This is a genomic window from Alteromonas aestuariivivens, assembly GCF_003367475.1.
In the GTDB taxonomy this organism is placed as follows: Bacteria; Pseudomonadota; Gammaproteobacteria; order Enterobacterales; family Alteromonadaceae; genus Alteromonas; species Alteromonas aestuariivivens.
In genome coordinates, this window is record NZ_QRHA01000003.1 from 96,400 (window position 1) to 116,005 (window position 19,606).

Genomic DNA, 19,606 nt, shown 5'->3' on the forward strand with positions numbered 1-19,606 from the left:
GTTCCTGTCTCCTTCCCGGTTAATTGGCAATAACCGAAGCCAAACTGGTGCCAACCCTCATATTATGGAAGTAGGCATTAACATTGTACTGGCAGGACTTTTTGTTGTACGCGCCCCACTTGGGATAAACAAAGCGCCCATCGTTGGTGCGGTGAAATACAGTCATTTTGTCGTCTGATAATTTCACCCGATACAGTTTTGATTTGAGGTTGTCGAGTGGTTGTTTCTCACCATTAAACCAAAACTCAACCAGACCACCAAAATCGTCTTTATCGACTTTAATTCGAACGACCAGTGACACCCATTCATTCTGAGGTACTGCTTTGCGCCACAAAACTGAACGACGGGCAAACTGGTTTTTTCTGCCCTCATAATCCGGACCAAAAGCGTTCAGGGTTAAATCCCCATCGTACTCCATGTTCAGCGGGTAATTCTGATCATGGGGGCTGGCAGATTTCCATTGAAATACGGTGATTTCCTTATCAATTTGAGCGCCGTCCTGGGTATCTATTTTCCAGTTCCAGGCAATGTAAATATCATCCCCCTCTTTTGGTGAAAGGGAATTAACCTCACCTTCAAAACGGGCAAACTCCCCCCGCTTACGGTTGATGGGTTTGTTAATTTTCCAAACTTTACCCTGCGTTTCGTCATCCACAACTTCTACCGATGACGGTGTCACGCCTTTCTCATCGCCTTTAACCACGCAATAATCCTGCGGGTAGTTGCCATCATCAAGCCGCTTAAAATAATCCGAAACTTTTTCACTGACATTGGGATCTGCCGACCACAAAATCTCCGCTGAAGCAGGCAGAGCATTCAGCGCAACAAATGTCATAAAAGCAATAATTTTTTTCATAATTCAACCTTCCAAATGCCTGTTTTCGGGCATGCTTACTCTTTCAGAAATCGGGGGCATAAACAAGTGTTTCCATTGCATTGAATTTACTGTAACCCCCTATATCCTGACTGACAATTTGTTCCCCCAGCAGCAACTCAGTGCGGCGAACCATGGGTAACGCCAACTTGTTCAATTGTGCCTTGGCACCGCCACCGGTAATTTGTTTCCATTGCCAGTTTTTTTGGCCAGTGATATACGGTATTACAAACTCGAAGCCCTGTTTGATGCTCGCACCGGTTTCTCTTTCATAATCCCAAAGGTCGACGGAAGTATTACGACGGCTCAAATCCGCGATCCTTGCCAGCGCCCAAAGATTATTCACGGTATAATTAACCGATTTGGTGCGAGCCAACTCCAGTGGCTGGCTACCATCAGGCTCAATCTGAGCGGCAATGCGGGTTGTCTTTGCCGCTTCAATTTTGGCTTCAGCCTGCTTAATTTTGCCGAGATAGATCATCAGGCCAATTGCCTGATAGTCATAATTGGTGCCATGGTTGTTTTTTCGCGTATCTTCCAGAATGCCAAATTCACTGGTTGTCAGCCAGGTGTAGTAGTCGCTGAACCATTTATCCATGGCTACCTTGTTTTGCTCATTCCACAACCCTGCTCTTTCCAGCAACTGAACACTGGTAATGACTTTGCCAATATCGGTCCAGTCAATAATGGCAAAATTGGTACCCTCGGCTGCGCCGGGAATGGCCTTACCGTAGTTAACGTTTGGGTTCATTCTGGTTTCAGGGTCAATAAACCAGACCTGAACGATTTCTCCCGCTTTTTCCAGGTACTTTTCATGGTCAGAAAAATAGTAAGCAATATTAAGTGTTCCCAATGAGTCGAGCATCTCCTTGCGGCGCTGCCAGTCTGTGGCAGCACTGTTACTTATTGGGTTGAACTGCCCGTCTTTGTATACCCAGGGCAAGCCATCAGGTTTGCTTTCGTCCGGCCAGTAATAAGAGCCAACCGTATGATAATCGTGAGTATCACCGCTGGCAGGTAAAACCGTTTTATTGGTTACCGGGTCGATCTCTTTTTTCAGCTCTTTGTTCGCTTGTTCAATAAGTTGTTCATAGGCTCTCAAAAACACCGGGTTCTTTGCCTGAATCTCTGAGCGGGACATTTTGAGCCTTGTTTCATTCAAATATATGAGTTCAGTACTGGCTATCGCGGTAGCCATTCCTCCACACAAGACCGCTGGCAAAACTGCAAAATAAGCGAGTTGGGTATTGAATAATTTCAGTATTCTAAACATCTAAGACTTCCGGGTAAGTGTTATCTGGTATTGACCAGGCTCAACTTCAATGGTGGTTGTTGAAAGCCCGGCACTCATGTTTTTCACCCCTTTGGCACTGACTTCCTCACTGAGGAAGATCCCATTAACCTGCAGGTTATCGCCAAGAGTACGCAGCGACTTGTTATCAAGGGTACTGTCTGCGCCCAGTAGGTATTTTGGAATTTCAATCAGGGCATGAGTATTGGGCGGAACGACCACTTCCATCGTCAGTTCACCGGCATTTCTTTTCCAGCCGGAATGTATAAGCCCATAAGGTGACTGGTAACTCGCCTGCGCCGAAGTCAGGTGTTCCGTAATCAGAGGTGCGATCCGTATGGTTTGATAGCCCGCGCTAAGGGGGCTGATCCCCGCTATACGCTCATACAACCACTGGCCAACAGCGCCGTAAGCGTAATGGTTCAACGAACCCGCCTTATTAGCATAGCCGTTCTCCCGCGTATAACCGTCCCAACGCTCCCACATGGTAGTAGCGCCCTGGCTTACCGAATACAGCCAGGAGGGATAGGTTTGCTTAAACACCAGATCAAGAGCGACATCCGCTCTACCGAGTTTGTCGAGCACTGGCGCGATCAGTGGCGTACCCAAAAAGCCGGTGCGTAAATGGCCCCCGGCGGCATCAAACTGTGCCAGCAGGTGTGGCACGGTTTTTTGGGTGGTAGCTTCATCAAGTAAATCGAACCCGATGGCCAACAGGTAGGCTGTTTGCGTTTGTTCACCTACCTGCAAGCGACCCTGCTCATCGAAAAAATGCCGCTGAAAAGTTTGTCTGGCCTGGGTAAACAATTGCTCATAGTGCTCCCAGTCCTGCTGCTTACCCAACACCTTGGCACTGCGGGCCACCAGGTCGAGTGAGCGAGCATAGAACGCGGTAGAAATCAGGCTGTGGTCGGTTTCACCCCGTCTGGAATCTTCCCGCCTGGAATAGGGCTGTAACCAGTCACCCACCGTCCACATGTTGCTAATACCCTTATCAAGCTGGCTTTGGTGATACTTGATCCAGCGGGTCATCATTGGGTAGTTTTCAGCCAGCACGTTTTTATCACCGGTGCGCCAGTAGATATCCCAGGGAATAGTAACTGCTGCATCCGACCAGCCGGCCTGGACAATATCACCCACTTCGTTGGGCACTACCACAGGCACACCGTGATTTTCAAACTGTTCTTCACGAAGCGATTTAAGCCAGGCCGCCCAGAAGGCGTGACTGTCGGCAATAAACAATGACGTGTTGGCAAATGCCAGTGCATCCCCTGTCCAGCCGAGTCGTTCAGAACGTTGCGGGCAGTCGGTGGGGATATCCAAAAAGTTGCCCTTTAAGCCCCATTCAATATTCGATTGCAACTGATTAAGTTGCGGGCTGGAACTGGCAAACGTGCCTGTCATAGCAAAGTCGGTGAACTGCACCACGCCGGTAACCCACGAAAGTTCTGGCTCGAAATTCGAATCGAAACCACTGATTTCAACATAGCGAAAGCCATGAAAGGTAAACTGTGGTTGCCATTCAACCACCCCGTCCTTGTTGGCGGTGTAATAATCCCGCTGCCCGGCACTGCCGAGGTTTTTGGTATAGAGCGAGCCGTCCGGATTAACCCCTTCACCAAAACGCATTTCAAGAGTTTGCCCTTTTAGCATCGGAAGTTTGATACGAGCCACACCCACCATGTTCTGGCCGAGATCAAACACAGTTTTACCCGCCACCTGTTTAAGCGAAATGGCGGGCAGCGTTTGTTTGTTCTTTACCGTGAAGTGACGTTTTGGCTGTAACAACACCTCTGGTTCCAACGCACTGGTTTTCACGCCCAGCCAGTTGCGGGTGTCATACCCTGCCTGATGCCATGAAGCGGTATCGCTGGTTAACTCGTGATTGGCGTCATACGCCTCACCGTCATACAGGCCTGAAGTACGAACCGGGCCGTTTTGCGTGGCCTGCCAGTTGTCATCCGTAACAACCACATGTTTGCTGCCATCGGTATACTCGATTTCAAGCTGGGCAAATACTTTCGGCGTCAGGCCAAGCTTTTTGTACCAGTGACGTTTAGGGCCAAAACGCCCGGCATACCAGCCTTCAGCAAGTTGGATACCAAAGGCATTTTCTCCCTGCTCAATGAGTTCCGAAACATCGTATGTCAGGGTCTCTATGCGCTTTTTATAGGGCGTGTAACCCGGAGTCAGCACATCTTCCCCCACCCGTTTGCCGTTCAAAAAGGCTTCAAACACCCCTTTGGCGGTAACGTATAAACGTGCCTGCCTAACGGTTTTTTCGGCACTAAATTCGGTACGCAAATGCTGCGGAACATGCACCGGTGTATCAAAGTTGTTCAGCGTTACTGGCTGTTGGCTGTCAATTTCTATCCACCTGGCCTGCCAGTCCTGGTTGGATAGCAACCCAAGCTCAAAACGGGCCATGTCACTCCAGCCGGAAGCCCTTCCCTGCTGGTCCCAGAAACGCACCTGCCAGTAGACTTTTTGCCTTGAAGCCAGTGGCTTGCCCTCATAATCGACAAAGGTACTCTGCGCACTGGTTACCCTTTTGCTGTCCCATAAGTCAGGCTGCTCTGGTAACAAACCCGGCTTACTGGCAACCACCAGCTGATAGCCGGTTTGATTTACAGCACCGCTGTGAGGCGGTAACTGCCATGAAAAATTGGGCGTGGCATCATAAAACCCCAGGGGATTAACAAAGCCCTGATTGATCTTCAACTCCACTGGCCCAGGGCTTGCCACTGTGGCGTTTTCGCCCGAATACGAGCAGGCCAGCAGACCTGCGCAAAGCAAAATTATTGCAACTGGGCCACATTGCCTGAACAGGTTTCCGTACCGGGTAAATCGGGTGTATACAACAAACATCGGTTTACTCCAGACTAAACGGCAGGCTACGAACAACCGGGCCGTTATCCCCCACCAGATACATGCGCCTGAAATCTGTGCCGTCCAGTTTTTCGGCAATCACGATTCTGGCGTCCGGGTGAGCATTGCGAATGAAGGAGCTTGCTGACGAGCCCGGGCTATCGAGATTACTCAGCGATTTGGGGCGCTTGTTGTTGCTTCTTTCAGGTTCCGTCACAACATCGTCCTTGAACCTGAGCAATTCTTCGCCCTTACTGAAGCTCATTCCACCGTCGTGGCTTTCCCACCAGCGCACAATGGTTTTATCGGTTTGCGGGTCGATACCGCTAAGTAAAAAGCGTACCTCTTCGCCCGAACTGACAAAATCCCCCCGAGCAATGGGTAAGCCGCTGGAAAAACTTCCGGCCCATTCTTCACCCGTCCAACTGAAATAGCGCGCATGCTTGGGCCCGCCAATCTGCCAGCCGATGTCTTCACCAATATAAGCGGAAATGTGCGGAATCCCCTCTGCGTCAACTTTTGTCGTGCCGTTGAAGGTCCACATGTCGCCGGTATTTACCGCAAGGGTTTTCTCATCCGCCTCCTCTTTGGTGAGCGGTATATTGAGTGCTTCCCCCTGAACATTCTTCCATTCACCAGTGACGGTATTGAACGTCATGTAGTAGAGGTTCTTGCGCTCCGTGGAGTGGCCACCCCGATTGTTGCGCGGAGCATCTCTGTCCCAGCAGTAGTGGTAATCAAAACCCACTACAATTTCATTGTTAAGGCCCTTTGAAACGTAGGCATACCAGCTGTCGACGCCGGGCATGTCATCGCGCCTTTTGTACTTAAGAAAGGAAACCGGCGCACCAAAGGTGCGGCCATGGTCGGTGGATTTCTGGTACACCCAGTCACTGCGGTGGGCACCGTGGCGATAGAACAGGTAGATGTCACCGTTGTCCATTTTTATCGCCTGGTTGTAGGTACCAAACGGGGCAATGTTGTCCAGAGCCTGCCAACTGCTGATGTCGTAGGGCCTGACCGAAACAGAATGCTTGTTGTGACCGGAGTGGGGATTGCCGAAAGCATTCTCGCCATGCAGTTCACTTACACCACCGTGGCCGCCGTAAAAAACATGAATATAACCCTCGTCATCAATCAACAGGGTTGGCTTGCCATGGCTGTCAATTATGCCATTCGGGTCCTTACCCAGTATGCTGGTTCCGGCCTGAAACGGGCCTAGCCAAAGTTTGTTGTTGTGGTCGTATGCAGCTACATACGGGTCTTCCAGAGTGCCCTGATAGGCAACATAGGTAACGCCATTGCGGTATTCACCCGCCGGGTGCTGAACCACTGCCACCCCTTCACCAAAGCCGTTGTCGGCAAAATAGTCGACGGTTGGCTGGGGTACTGAAACATCAGCGTTATTACATCCCGACAGCAAACCTGATAACAAAGCGGATATCAGCAAGGGTTTCAGGCATGACATAAATGTGTCCTTAATATTATTTTTTTTATCAATGAATCACTGCTTGGCACTGATGCTCCACTCCCCGGCTGCCAACCCGAATCTGAGGTATTTGTCGTCTTCACCAATAAAACTAACCCCGGGTAATGCACTAACAGGTTCACCGCGTTTCCAGGCTGACTGCTGGTTGATCATCACTTCATTAACGGCAAAATAGGCTTTAGGAATGCCCACGGTTGCGGTTGTCGACTGCGGTGATGTCAGATTGATTTGGATGGCAGTGGCCGTTCGGCTAATCTCAAAGTCAATGTCGCCTTTTACACTTGGAACCCGTTGTTGAATTCGTTTCATGTGCGCCATATTGGGCAGGATCTGATAGGTTTGCCAAGCCAGGGAAGTCGGTTCAATGCCGGCAACATAGCGGCTTAACACTGTACTTGGCGCATTCCAGGCATGGTTCTCCGTGCCCTTCCCGGTCATGTATTCGGTGAGTGTAGAACGTTCCTGGTTGTCTACCTGCTCACCGTAGCGGGTTTTCATTCTGGCCAGAGCTTCATCATAGCGCCCGGCAATCGCCATGGCGTTATACACCATCCATTCAAAATGGGGGCTGGCAAACTGGTTTGGCACCAGAACGTTATCCACTATTTGCTGGTATTGTGAGGGTTCTGCCAGACCAAACAGAATGGCGATGGCGTTGGCACGGTCGTCTTTGAACTTTTCAGGATCGCTGCTGAAAAAGCCGTCCTGCCAGTAGTGCTGTTGGTAAGCGGCTTTAATTGAATCTATACGCTGGTCATAGAACCCAATGTGGGTAGAGTCACCCAGGGCCACCGCCATTTTTCGTGCAGCAACCAAAGCACTGTAATACAGCGCATTTTGTATGGCGTCGTAATCAATGGTGTCCTGCGGGCCCCAATCGGTCCAATTCCAGGCACCGTTGCGTGTGGTTGCCAGACCGTTTTCTTTCAGTTCCCACAGGGTCAGGTAATTATGCACGTAAGGGTAGGCATATTCGAGAGTGTCCAGATCACCGGTGTTGTAATAGTAGTGCCACACGCCCTGTTCAATAAACTGCAGGCTTTGGGCTGGTAACTCGCGAAAACGCCCCGGCCCCAATCCGGCGAAAATACCTGACTCGGAATCGCTGAACGCCATGGTGACCTTGATCGCCTTTTTAAGTAAATCACGGCCCGGTTGGTCCATTGAATAGAATAGGTAACTGGCCTGGTCTGCCACATCACCTATCCACAAGCCCCGTTCCCTGTCGGGCGTATCCATAAAATTATCCCGTGCACAGATGTACAGAGTATTCTCGGCCATTTGCCAAATTCGGGTGAACCAGGGGTCATCCGATTCAAAATGCCCCGGGGTACTGCCAACACCGGTCCAGCGGTATTTCAGCCCATGCACGGTAACACCGGCTGGAATGGTGTATTCGATAATGCGGCCATTCAGCCAGGAATAGGACTCAAACTGCTGGCGGCCAGCTTTGGTGGTATAAAAGGTTTCGATGGTGTTCAAACGCATATTCGACGTTATATGAATGGCCTGCCCCGCTTCGGCCTCGATATCGAAGTAGGGCGTAAAATTTTTATTGAAATCGAGTTTGCACTCTATGGTTTCACCATCGGAAACAAACGGGAACGCGCTCTCCGGGTAATTGGTACAGTTCGCCAAACCATAGTTGTTCAGGATCGGTATTTCACTGGGATAGAGATCAAAAAAAGGCTCGCGGGGTGGCGGACGAAAGGTTCTGGCATTTTGCCACTGGGAATCGTCATAACCCGGCATGTACCAGGCGCCTGCACTCCAGTCGTCCATATCATTACGGGCATCGTACTTAATGCTCCATGCCGCCACTCGGTAAGGTGGCTTCTTGATCACCTTTTTGTCGTAGGCCGGATGGGGGTTAATTTTCCACGAATCGTCTGAAAGTATCAGCGTGTTACCCGCCTTAGCCTGAAAGATAAAGCCCCCCCTTCTTGAGGAAATATACGTGCCTTTCTGGCCTTCATCGCCGTAGTACCAGGTTAATGCCGCTATGGTGTTTTTACCCTTTTTCAAATATGGCGTAATGTCTACCTGGTCGTAGTATTTATTCGAAGCAATGGAGAAAAAATCCACTCGGGGTGAGGGTTTAACCGGGCTTGGCCCACCGGTATAACTGCCTTCAAACACCACCATCTCACCGTTGATCCACAGCCAGTATTTGGTGTCAGCGCTGATGTAAGCAATGGTTTTATCCTGGGTTTCAGCCAGGTTTACTTCTTTACGAAACGCCATCCACGAATTTGGGTCGGTGAACCGTTCTTTTTTCCATATCCATTCGGCCTCCCAGTCTACAGCCTGGGTATTGAAGGTAATAAACCCTAGTGTTGCCAAAACGGTCAGTAACAGCAGTTTTCTCATTCATTGCTCCGTGAATTGCCGGTTTATGCACCGTTTACAAAGCGGTGACTTTTATCAGGAAAAGCTGACCTCAAATGGGAATTGCTACCCTTTTTTAACAAAATTTTTTTGTTCATTTTTCACAGCAGGGGTATCAGTTTTATGATTTGGCATCTTTTCTTATAAAGGGGCCCCTATCTCTAACCGGATTCGGCGTTTAGCGGGCGTGAAACACGATCCGTTTTTGATACTGGAGCCATTGTGCAAATAAAGCAGTTGATTGCCTTTTCTTTTTACCTGTTCACATTCTGTGCTTCTGCAACATCGTTAGTTCAGCATTTCGAACACCCGGCAGAGCAACATAAACCCTGGGCGTTCTGGTACTGGATAAACGGCAATGTGACCGCTGAGGGTATTCGCGCTGACCTGACATCAATGGCCGATGCGGGGCTGGGTGGTGTTGTGCTCATGCACATCAATGAGCACAATGTGATCCCCCAGGGCCCAGTGCGATTTTTGTCTGCGGAATATCGGTCGTTATTGAAGCTTACCTTCAAAACAGCAGCAGAACTTGGGCTAAAGGTTAACCTGTACAACAGCGAAGGCTGGTCTGTGGCTGGTGGCCCATGGGTAACACCAGAACTGGGCATGAAAGAACTGAGCTGGAGTGAAATTCACACCACGGTTGCAGGCCAGGCTATTCAGTTTCCGCCCCCCCATTCCCCTCTGGGCTTTTACAAGGACATTACCACCCTGGCGTTTCCCACCCCACAAGCGTTTATTGAACCAGAGTTTTCCAGCCTGGTCAGTAAAATCACCGTTTCAGGTCAAAAACCAATTAAACCTGAACGAGCATCCAGAGCCATAGACGGGGACTGGAACAGCCAGGTCTCACCAACGGTTGATCCTGACAGTGGCGAAACCTACATCAAACTCGACTTCAAACAGGAATACACCTTCAGCAATGCTTTTGTGAAGTTTGCTGCCTATGGAATGATGGGACGCAACTACCTGATGGTGTCGGACGACGGCGAAAATTACCGGCAGGTGGCTTTTTCAAATCGCGGGCAAATATACGATGACATCAGCTGTTTTCAGTTCGAGCCTGTAACCACGCGCCATGCAAAAATCGTATTCAAACCCACTGACAACAAATTGCTGTACACCGCCATGCCGAAGGTGAAAGTATCGGTTAGGGAAATTATTCTGGACAACCGCCCGAGGCTGGATAACTGGTGCCAGAAAGCCGCTCATTCATTCCCGTTTTTTACCCCGGCCGCCGAACGAAACACCTTCGAGAACACGACTCACACAGGTACCAGCATAGCGCTGGATTCCATCATTGACGTTTCCCAATATCTGACCGAAGATGGCAAACTTAACTGGGTTCCTCCTTCAGACAACTGGACGGTGGTGCGTTTTGGCATGTCATCCACCGAAGCGATCAACCGGCCCGGCTCAGAAGGCGGTGAAGGCCTGGAAGTTGACAAATTAAGCGAGCTGGCCCTGGACGTTCACTTCGCAAATTACCTTGCCCGAGCGGTTGACCTTGCAGGCGAACACACCGGAACCAGCCTTGTCAGCACCCACGCCGACAGCTGGGAAGTCGGGCGTCAAAACTGGACGCAGGGTTTTACACAGGATTTCGCGGAAAAACGGGGCTATTCACCCATTCGGTATTTGCCCGCCACCCTGGGCTACCGAGTTGACAACAGCGAGACCAGCGAACGATTTTTGTGGGATCTGCGCAAAACGCTGGCCGACCTGATTGCCGAACGCTTTTACGGGGGAATGCAAAAACGTGCGAACGCCATGGGCATCCAGTTTTCCGCCCAATCAATGAAGCCGTTTATCGATAATTTGTACGCGCTTGGGCAAGCCGATATCATTTACGCCAACAGCAGTTTTCGCTCACTCAACCCACAGGACAACAAAAGTAATCAGGAATTTGCGTATCTGACCGCCAAAATGAGTGCATCCGCCGGTTCGATTTACGGCAAACCGGTGCGCTCTGAATCATTTACGTCACTGCCTCAGGCCAATCGCTGGCTGAGTCATCCGTTAACCTATAAATCGCAGGCTGATACCGACTTTGCCGCAGGGGTCACGCTGGTCACGCACCACCTGTTCACCCACCAGCCCTGGACAAACCTGCAACCGGGCATGACTCTGGGCTACTGGGGCCTGCACTTTGAACGCACTCAAACATGGTGGCATGAGATCAACGCCTGGAATGATTATGTAACCCGAGCCCAAGCCGTGCTGAGCCAGGGGCAGCCGGTGTTTGATGTTCTGCACCTTTTAGGCGACGATTCAGCAACCAAATTCGACCAAACCTTTGTAAATGAAACACTGCCGGAAGGCCATGATTTTGAATTTATTTCCGCCCACGGCCTGCTCAACAAACTGTCCGTAAACACCAACAATAATCTGGCCTACGATACCGGCAGGGAATATCGGGTTTTATCACTGGCTGACGATGTCAGCATGCGCCCGGCAGTACTGAGAATAATTCAAATGTTGCTCAGCCAGGGTGCCTTCATTGTAGGCAAGGCACCGGAGTTTTCCCCCAGCCTGACGAACGCCGCCCGTGCCGACCTGAAGGTTAAACAACTGGTAAAGGAAATCTGGCACGGGCAGTATGCTGATCAGATCTTCAACACGTTACCTGAGGCCTTCGCCGCGTTAGGTATTCAACCGGACGTGACCGTATCCGGCACTGAAAACCGCTTTATCTGGCGCCACCACTACCTCAATAACGGCGATTTGGATGTGTATTTCGTCAGCAATCTGGAGCATCAAAAAGCCGATGTTACCCTGGACTTGAGAGTGTCAGGCAAAATTCCTGAGCTGTGGGACCCGATGACCGGTCAGCGACTGCGGATCACCGATTACGCCGAACACAGTGGTCGCACTCAAATTAACCTGACCTTCGAACAGGCACAGTCTTTCTTTTTGGTTTTTGCCAACCAGCCAACCACACAGCAAACGCTTTCCACAGAAAAGCTGGCGCTGGTCCAATCGGTTACCTCCCCCTGGCGCGTTGAATTTATAAAAGGTGCCCAACAGCCTGAGCCGATTACCCTCAATAACCTGATTGACCTGAAAGATCACTCAACGGATGACGTGAAATTTTTCTCAGGTACTGCCCGCTATCAGACAGAATTCAGTTTCACTGGCAAAACCGATGGCAAGGATACGTACTGGCTGGATTTGGGTGAGGCCCATCAATTTGCCCGGGTAACCCTGAACGGCCATGATCTGGGGGTAAAAATGTGGGCCCCCTACCTGTTTGAAGTCGGCAGCCACCTCTCAACCGGCATTAACCGCCTGGAGGTGGAAGTGACCAACTTATGGCCCAACCGTTTGATTGGCGATGAACGCGAATACCCAGACACCGCCAGTTGGAAAAAAAATGGTTTTCAGGGTTTTCAGTTGACCGACTTTCCCGGTTGGTTGAAAGGAGCAACCCCTCAACAGCCCGGGCAACGTAATACCTTTGCCACCTGGAAACACTGGAGCAAAGACGATGCGCTGTTACCCTCGGGGCTGATTGGCCCGGTACAACTGTTCAAACGCAAAGCAGACAATCAGTGATTGGTGAAGCCCTGGATACACGCTGAAGAGAACCTAAGCGCAGATAATTCACACGGGCCTGCGAACAAAGGCCCTGCCAGACAGAAATTGGCAGGGCGCGCACACTTTAGTGGTTATTGTCAGGCCTGTAGTCAAAGTTCCAGGCATCCATAAACGAGGGGGTACGGGAGCTTTTCATTAACTGCGCCGCTTTTTCCACCACCTCCGGGTAGTTCTCAGCAACATTGTGGGTTTCTGAAGGATCGGTTGTCAGGTTGTATAACTCGATTGGCGGGTCAACTCTCTGCCTGTTTTTGTAAATCCGTACCGCCTTCCAGGCCGCTTTATTGTCGTCATCCATGCGCACTGCCTGAATGTGATAGCCCTTCATATTGTGAAATTCCCAATACAAACTGCTGTGTTGTTCCTGGCCTTCCTCGTTCAGCAATGTTGGCAGAAAGGAAATACCATCGGTGGGAGTGGTCAATTCAACACCGGCTAAATCAGCCAGTGTAGGTAGCACGTCCCAAAAGGCTGAAACGTGATCCGTGCGCTGCCCTTCCGCCACTTTGCCGGGCCAGCGTGCGATGGTCGGCATCCGAATTCCACCTTCATAAAGGTCACGCTTGTATCCCCGGAACTCGCCATTGCTGTCAAAAAATTCCAAATCCGCACCACCTTCAAAGCTCGGCCCGTTGTCACTGGTGAAAATCACCAGTGTATTGTCATCCAGGTTCAGTTCCTCCAACAAACGGGTGATTTGCCCCACGCTTTTGTCAATATGGCTGATCATGGCTGCCCGTGCCGCACGGGGCCTTCTTTGCGGTAAGTACAGTGCCCCAGGCCCATAGGGTGTTTCCTCAAAGTTGTAGGCATCAATCTCAGCTTCCGGAGCCTGCAATGCCGCATGCGGACCCGCATACGCCAGATACAGAAAGAAAGGCCGGTTGTGGTTTTCTTTTATGTAACGGAGGGCATCCTGCGTTAATCGTTCCTGCGCAAAGTCTTCCCGTAAAAACGCTTTATAGCTTTCAGGATCATAGGGGTCCAAACCCTCAGGAAATGGCTGGTGCGGATGTACCCATTCATTGTCCAGCGCCACCCATTGCTCATTGCGCCACAAGTGTGTTGGATAATGGTTGTGGGCCTGCTTTTGATCCAGATATCCAAAAAAATAATCGAAACCATGCCTGTTGGGCACACCATAAGAACCAGGCCCGCCCAGCCCCCACTTGCCGATCAGTGCGGTGGTGTAACCCGCCTGCTTCATCACTGTTGCCAGGGTAGTAGAGCCCGGGTTTAACGGCATCTGCCCGTATTCTTTGTCGTCAGTATAGTCGCCCAACTCATAGTTTCCCCGTATCTGGTTATGACCAGTATGCAAGCCTGTCATCAGCGCAGCCCGGGAAGGCGAACAAACCGTACTGCCAGCGTAATGCTGGGTAAAGGTTAACCCCTCGTTGGCAAACTGTTGAAGGTTTGGAGTACGAATTTTATCCTGCCCGTACGGCTCGATATCACCAATTCCCATGTCATCCACGATGATGTAGATCACATTGGGTTTGTCCTGCTCAATCGGCGCCGTTTGCTCTGCCGCATCCAAGCTACTCGAACAGCCTGCCAGAATTGCACTGCAGACTGCCGAAACGATGCACAGACCAAGATTAGATGTTTTTTTCCTGAACATTATCACTCACTCCATCTTTTGAGTCTTAATCTTTATCTGGAGACACAAAGTATTGATAATGACCCTACATTATCCATTTCAGTTTTTCATCAGCTTTTGTGCGGTCACAGTCGCAGTATAGTCCGCATCGAATTCCGGATTGACCTCGGTCGGGATCGGCGCCTGCACTGAATCTCGCCAGGCACTGAGCTCGCTACTCAGGCGGGCTGCGATCTCTGGCAGGAAGCCAGCAAGGTTAACGTGCTCACCCAAATCGTTGCTCAGGTCGTAGAGCTCGTAACTGTTATCTTCAAAATAATGATGCAGTTTCCATTTTCCCTGGCGCATTGTTGTACCCGGGCGGGTTCTGAACAACGGGTCCCGGCTTTGGTCTGCATTTGGGTTGTAGGCCTGCAAGTAAATGGGAAAGTGCCAGTACAAATTGCGCGGTTCGATTGGTTGTTCATCCAACCACAAGCGGGATAAATCAACGCCGTCCAGTACCCGGTTACTGACGTCGGCATTTACGAGATTTGCCAGGGTTGGGTAGAAATCGGCATTGATGACCGGAGTAGAATCTGTCCTGGGCATGACTCTTTTGGGCCAAGAGACCAGCAAAGGCACCCGCGTCCCCCCTTCATAGTAACTGCCCTTGCCGCCGCGCAAAGGATCCTGATACGCGATTGAGCGAATACCACCGTTGTCCGAGGTAAAAATGATCAGTGTATTGTGCAACAGCTTTTGCTCTTCCAGACTGCGCATGATGCGCCCAATATTAATATCCATAAGCTCGACCATAGCGGCATAAGTGGCATGCCTGCTACTTTGAATGCGAGGGTGGCTCAAATACTTTTCTTTCACTGAATCAATAGCCTGAAGCGGGGTATGTACGGTGTAATAAGGTACGTAGGCGAAGAATGACTGCTCTTTGACCTGTGAAATCCACGTGAGCAGTTCGCTGGTAATGCGGTTGGGCAGGTACTCCCCGTCAGGGCCATTGTCTAAAAATGGCAGATCGTACGGGCTGAAATAAGATTTCGGAAGCCCCCTGATGCTCCCTGCCACGTTGTGATCAAAGCCCTGAGTTCTGGGATCTTCGCCCAAATGCCATTTGCCAAATGAACCAGTGCTATAACCCACAGACTTAAACATTTCTGCCAGGGTTACAATGTCGTTATCAAGCACATCAACATTGGGAATTGGAATGAGCCTTCTTGTTTTTTCATCCCCTCGCGCTGAAGGCGATACGGTATAAACGCCATGCCGGGGTGAATATTGCCCGCTCATTAACACGGCACGGCTTGGCGCACAATTCGCTGCACCGGCGTAGGCATCGGTAAAAACAAGGCTTGTCGCGGCCAGCGCGTCTATGTTCGGTGTTTGAAATACATCCGTGTGGTCGTTGTAACCCACATCCGCCCAGCCCAGATCATCCACGACAATCATCAGTACATTCGGCGGCTTTACAGTTGTCTGCCCGGTCTGCGCCAGCGCATTGAATGGCAACAGCAAAAGCACGCTTTTGCCCGCAAAAAATAAAAGAGTTACCCATGACTTAACACGGCTTATTGCTTTCATTGACTTATTTCCCCTGCTTTTACAACTCTCTGAATCTGCTCTGTTCAATGTTAATGCCTACCTTTTCGACAGCCACGATGCTCACGGGCCCCGCTGGATGACCAGCCATCAGCATTGTGAATACCGAAACTCGAACTGAGGCCAATCAGAAATGCAGCAAAGCAAAAATGAATCGTTTCATTGCATTAACGTGGAAACGCTGAAGTTCCTGTACAGAGCACTGCGTGTGAACATGTGCCGCAAACCAATACGACCCTCGGTAAGGTCCGGGTGTTCATTGAGCGACCAATGGTAAACCTGGCTTTGCTCTTTGTTACTGACCTTCATCCACAGACTTTGCCCTTTTTTAATTACGGTGATTTGGTGTGGTACGTTGGGGCGGAAAAATCCGGTGTTGAAGTTGTCGCCTTTCAGATCCGTTCCGGCCAAGCCCTTATTGGCAAGGGGAAGGTAACGGCGTGCACGAATATAATCATTCTGCTCATCAAGGTTTACCATGGGATAGGCCGCGTAACTGATATGCAATGCGTCCATATTGTCAAAGTAGTGGCGCATAAAAGGCTCTTTGCGGTAATCAGCCCAGGCCATGATATCCTTCTCGAAACCGGGAGTGCCTTCACCGCTTGCCAGCACGTACAGGATTGTGACATAGCGCGTGGTTTCGTCAGTTCGCGTATATTCGTAGTCAATTTTTATGTCGCCTTCGAACACCTGTTTGGTCCATACCACCAGATGATGAGCGTGATTTTGCGCTTCAGGGCCAGCCTCGACATGCATCCCTTGCGGGGTATTCTCAACCGTGCCAACAAGCCCATCCACCAGCCAGTGTTGCTGCCAGTCCGTGTCGCCGCTATCAAACATTACCTGCTTCCAGCGGGCGCGGTTGATTTGATTGAATGTTTGTTCTGGATCCGAAGGATTACCCGTTACTGTTTGGGCCAGCTCCTCTCCCTGTGCAGAAACACTCATTAGCAGCAACAGCCATGTTTTGATGATTAACTTGTTCAATTTACCCCTCCTTCTTTTTATTTGTGTACAACATCGATTTGCCCGCCTTTGCGATAACCCATTCAACCCTGATGGGCACATCAGGCCATTAATCAATTTGACTTCCCCACCATTGGTTTTGTGGAGAAAAATTTTCATCCAGATAGGCTTCATGGCGTTTTTCTAAAGCAGGGATGGCATTGTCTTTGATGTTATCCAGCCGTGCCTGGCGTTTAGCCGGATCATATTCCGGGTTTGGGGTTGGAAATTTCGCCCCGGTATCCAGTAACCAATTATCCAACTGCGCCTCCAGTTCAGCGTTGCTGTGCTGCATGCCCTGGACGTACTCGGATAATGCGCGATATTCATCACCCTGAGCCAATTCAATGGGCAGCTTTTGCCAGGGTGACTCGGATTGCACTGTTTGCTGATGTAATTTGAATGCCTGCTCAGCTTCGTGATGCCTTATTTCAATCATCTGTTCCTGGATTTCGAACGCCCGCTGTTTTTGACTGTTGAATTTGGCCAGCTTATAAAGCGGTTTGTAATCGCGATAATCCGCATCTTTGGAGGTATTAAAAAAGCTCAGTGAGGTGTAATAGGCTTCATGTTCAATGGGGTCGTAAGGGTGAGCGTGGCATTGCACACAATTCATGGTCATGGCATTTAATACCGACCAGGTGGTGGCATTTCTGTCCATAACCGCAACCATACGGAATTCTTCGTCGTCTGTGCCCCCCTCACTGTTGGTCGGAGTCTGACGGTGAAAGCCGGTGGCGATGACGTTATTCAAACTGCGATCGGGAATTAAATCGCCCGCCAACTGTTCAATAACAAACTGATCATAAGGCTTATTGGCATTCAGGGCTTCAATCACCCACTGTTTGTACGGCCAGGTCTCACGGTATTCGTCGCGCGTGTAGCCATGGCTGTCAGCGTATCGTGCAAGGTCCATCCACATTGCAGCCCAGCGTTCACCATAGCGTGGTGAGGCCAGCAAACGATCGACATATTTTTCAAATGCATCCTCGCCGTCATCGGCCAGAAAATCGTCCAGTTCTTCGGGTGTCGGCGGCAACCCAACCAAATCGAAGGACACCCTTCTCAGCAGTGCTTCCCTGCTGGCAACATCAGCCAGTGAAAGGTTATGCGTTTCAAGGCTGGCCTGTAAAAAGGCGTCTATCTCATTATTGACCACCCGATGATTGCTAACCGTTGGCACATTGTGCGCTTGGGGTGGAATAAACGCCCAATGCTCCTCCCACTGTGCGCCCTGTTCAATCCATTGTCGAAGCAGCTGAATTTCATGTTCAGGCAATGGGGCGCCTTTATAGGGCATGCGCAGGTTTGGGTCCTGACTTTCTACCCTTGCAATCAGCTCAGATGCATCCGGGTCGCCCGGCACTATGGTTAAACGGCCAGAATGTCCGCGCCCTAGCGCCTCTTCACGATAGATAAATGAAACGTTGGCCTGTTTGCCTACCCCGCCGTGACACCCGGTACAACTCTTGTTCAAAATGGGGCGAATGTGCTGATTGAACGAGATAGTCTCAGCCAGTTCGGGAGACGGTTGTTTTGAACAGCCAGTGAGCCCCAAGAAGAGCGGTATACAACTTAATGTAAAGCGGAGACCTTTGAGCAGCATAATAATGGTTACCGAGTTTTAGTGGGCAGCACTGAGGCTTGTTGCGGGCAGGCGCAGGTCATATCGGACGATACGCCCCCACAGGTTCCATTCAGTGATGAACAGATTTCCGTTTGCGTCGAAGGTGATACCATGTGGCGCCGTAAACACCCCTTCGCGCCATTTTTCCGGGCTGGTGTTATTGGTATTTATTTCATCGTCGACGTCATTTGTTCCAAGGGTTTTTACCGTATTGCCCGCTTTGTCCAATAAGCTTACCCGCCCACTTATCTCGGCTATTGCAGCAATATCATTGTAAAAAGCCACCGAACTGGGGCGGCGCAACTCATCAGCGTAGACACCGATTAAAGTACCATCCAGCTGCATGTGGATCAGACGGCCTTTTTTGCGGTCGGTGCACATCAGGCGGTTCGGCTCGAATCTGGGGTCTATATGAATTTTGTGGCAGTTATGGAAATTGTACGGTACTTCCCTACCGCCAAAAGTGCTCAGGTAATTACCCTCGGCGTCAAATTTATGGATAAAGTCTTTGCCGTAACCGTCAACGGTATAGATATTGTCATCGCTATCAATGGCAACCGCAGTCAGCCTTAATTCAGGGCGAGGCTGATTATCTGGCAACACACCGCTGCTATGAAATTGGCTGGGAACCGCATGTCTGGCATCCACGCTCAATACCACTTTACCGTCCAGGGTCATCTTAATCAGACGTTGTTGAACCAGCGATGCACCATAGAGATATTCCTGCCCGTCCTTGGCCCGGTGAATAACAAAACCATGAAAATCATCCGGTCCATTGGGCACATCACCGAGGTACTGGCCTGCAGCAGAATAGATGCGAATTCCGCCTTTGACGGTGTCATCACCCATAATGCTGACATAAAACTTACCGTCTGCCGCGACATCTATTTCTCCATGGGCCTTGCCAATCACCTCGCGACCATCTGCGAGTTCCTGCCATTCATTTGAGACTTCATAGCTATGATGTGAACCCTCATGGGCAAGCCCCGCTGCGGTTGTCAACACACCCGCGAATAGCAGGCTTACTCGCAGTACCTTGAAACGATAAAAATCTGATTTCATTGAATGTCTCACTGTTTTGACAAAATACATTTCACATGTTGTCACCATCAGTCACTATCAGTCACTATATACCATAAATTTTCAAAAAAGATAAATTCTGATTACGCATTTTTAACATGCATTCCGAAAAACCGCTCAGACCACTCAATAAAGAAACCGGGTTGAACAACGGCAAACACACCGGCGCAGTGTAGCTTGAA

At 50.2% G+C, this 19,606-nt stretch carries 11 protein-coding genes; 1 reads left to right on the top strand and 10 read right to left on the bottom strand.

Annotation, left to right across the window (positions count from 1 at the left end; translation table 11 throughout):
• Positions 1 to 19: 19 nt before the first annotated feature.
• The 5 genes from DXV75_RS04870 to DXV75_RS04890 all read right to left on the bottom strand — a co-directional run bounded on the left by DXV75_RS04870 (position 20) and on the right by DXV75_RS04890 (position 8,892).
• Entirely contained in the window at positions 20 to 856 is an 837-nt protein-coding gene (locus DXV75_RS04870; RefSeq protein WP_115592272.1) for a heparin lyase I family protein, read from the bottom strand.
• 43 nt (positions 857 to 899) lie between these two features.
• Positions 900 to 2,015 carry an alginate lyase family protein gene (locus DXV75_RS04875; protein ID WP_181898361.1) on the bottom strand — a complete coding sequence of 372 codons (1,116 nt, stop codon included), beginning with the start codon at positions 2,013 to 2,015 and terminating at the stop codon, positions 900 to 902.
• A gap of 132 nt (positions 2,016 to 2,147) precedes the next feature.
• On the bottom strand, positions 2,148 to 5,033 hold the full coding sequence (locus DXV75_RS04880; RefSeq protein WP_115592274.1) for an alpha-L-rhamnosidase: 2,886 nt from the start codon (positions 5,031 to 5,033) through the stop codon (positions 2,148 to 2,150).
• Between the two features lie 4 nt (positions 5,034 to 5,037).
• Positions 5,038 to 6,501: a BNR-4 repeat-containing protein gene (locus tag DXV75_RS04885; protein WP_115592275.1), complete on the bottom strand. Its 1,464-nt coding sequence runs from the start codon at positions 6,499 to 6,501 to the stop codon at positions 5,038 to 5,040.
• 36 nt (positions 6,502 to 6,537) lie between these two features.
• Positions 6,538 to 8,892: an alpha-L-rhamnosidase-related protein gene (locus DXV75_RS04890; protein ID WP_115592276.1), complete on the bottom strand. Its 2,355-nt coding sequence runs from the start codon at positions 8,890 to 8,892 to the stop codon at positions 6,538 to 6,540.
• A gap of 240 nt (positions 8,893 to 9,132) precedes the next feature.
• Here DXV75_RS04890 and DXV75_RS04895 point away from each other — a divergent pair, with 240 nt between their 5' ends.
• Complete coding sequence (locus DXV75_RS04895) at positions 9,133 to 12,468, top strand: glycosyl hydrolase (RefSeq protein WP_115592277.1); 3,336 nt, start codon at positions 9,133 to 9,135, stop codon at positions 12,466 to 12,468.
• Positions 12,469 to 12,574: 106 nt separating this feature from the next.
• On the opposite strand, the gene DXV75_RS04900 is transcribed toward DXV75_RS04895, so the two are convergent.
• From DXV75_RS04900 to DXV75_RS04920, 5 genes are all read right to left on the bottom strand, one after another.
• Positions 12,575 to 14,134: an arylsulfatase gene (locus tag DXV75_RS04900; RefSeq protein WP_115592278.1), complete on the bottom strand. Its 1,560-nt coding sequence runs from the start codon at positions 14,132 to 14,134 to the stop codon at positions 12,575 to 12,577.
• 78 nt (positions 14,135 to 14,212) lie between these two features.
• Positions 14,213 to 15,691, bottom strand: coding sequence for a sulfatase (locus tag DXV75_RS04905; protein WP_245953123.1), 1,479 nt, complete (start codon positions 15,689 to 15,691; stop codon positions 14,213 to 14,215).
• Between the two features lie 177 nt (positions 15,692 to 15,868).
• On the bottom strand, positions 15,869 to 16,699 hold the full coding sequence (locus DXV75_RS04910; RefSeq protein ID WP_245953124.1) for a DUF1961 family protein: 831 nt from the start codon (positions 16,697 to 16,699) through the stop codon (positions 15,869 to 15,871).
• A gap of 88 nt (positions 16,700 to 16,787) precedes the next feature.
• Complete coding sequence (locus tag DXV75_RS04915) at positions 16,788 to 18,194, bottom strand: DUF1549 domain-containing protein (protein ID WP_245953125.1); 1,407 nt, start codon at positions 18,192 to 18,194, stop codon at positions 16,788 to 16,790.
• Between the two features lie 147 nt (positions 18,195 to 18,341).
• Positions 18,342 to 19,406, bottom strand: a complete 1,065-nt coding sequence (locus DXV75_RS04920) for an NHL repeat-containing protein (RefSeq protein ID WP_115592496.1) — start codon at positions 19,404 to 19,406, stop codon at positions 18,342 to 18,344.
• Between the last annotated feature and the right edge of the window lie 200 nt (positions 19,407 to 19,606).

Coding starts and splice junctions, on each gene's coding strand:
- DXV75_RS04920 (WP_115592496.1), bottom strand. CDS start 19,406: ATGAAATCAGATTTTTATCGTTTCAAGGTACTGCGAGTAAGCCTGCTA.
- DXV75_RS04885 (WP_115592275.1), bottom strand. CDS start 6,501: ATGTCATGCCTGAAACCCTTGCTGATATCCGCTTTGTTATCAGGTTTG.
- DXV75_RS04870 (WP_115592272.1), bottom strand. CDS start 856: ATGAAAAAAATTATTGCTTTTATGACATTTGTTGCGCTGAATGCTCTG.
- DXV75_RS04905 (WP_245953123.1), bottom strand. CDS start 15,691: ATGAAAGCAATAAGCCGTGTTAAGTCATGGGTAACTCTTTTATTTTTT.
- DXV75_RS04890 (WP_115592276.1), bottom strand. CDS start 8,892: ATGAGAAAACTGCTGTTACTGACCGTTTTGGCAACACTAGGGTTTATT.
- DXV75_RS04875 (WP_181898361.1), bottom strand. CDS start 2,015: ATGTCCCGCTCAGAGATTCAGGCAAAGAACCCGGTGTTTTTGAGAGCC.
- DXV75_RS04880 (WP_115592274.1), bottom strand. CDS start 5,033: ATGTTTGTTGTATACACCCGATTTACCCGGTACGGAAACCTGTTCAGG.
- DXV75_RS04900 (WP_115592278.1), bottom strand. CDS start 14,134: ATGTTCAGGAAAAAAACATCTAATCTTGGTCTGTGCATCGTTTCGGCA.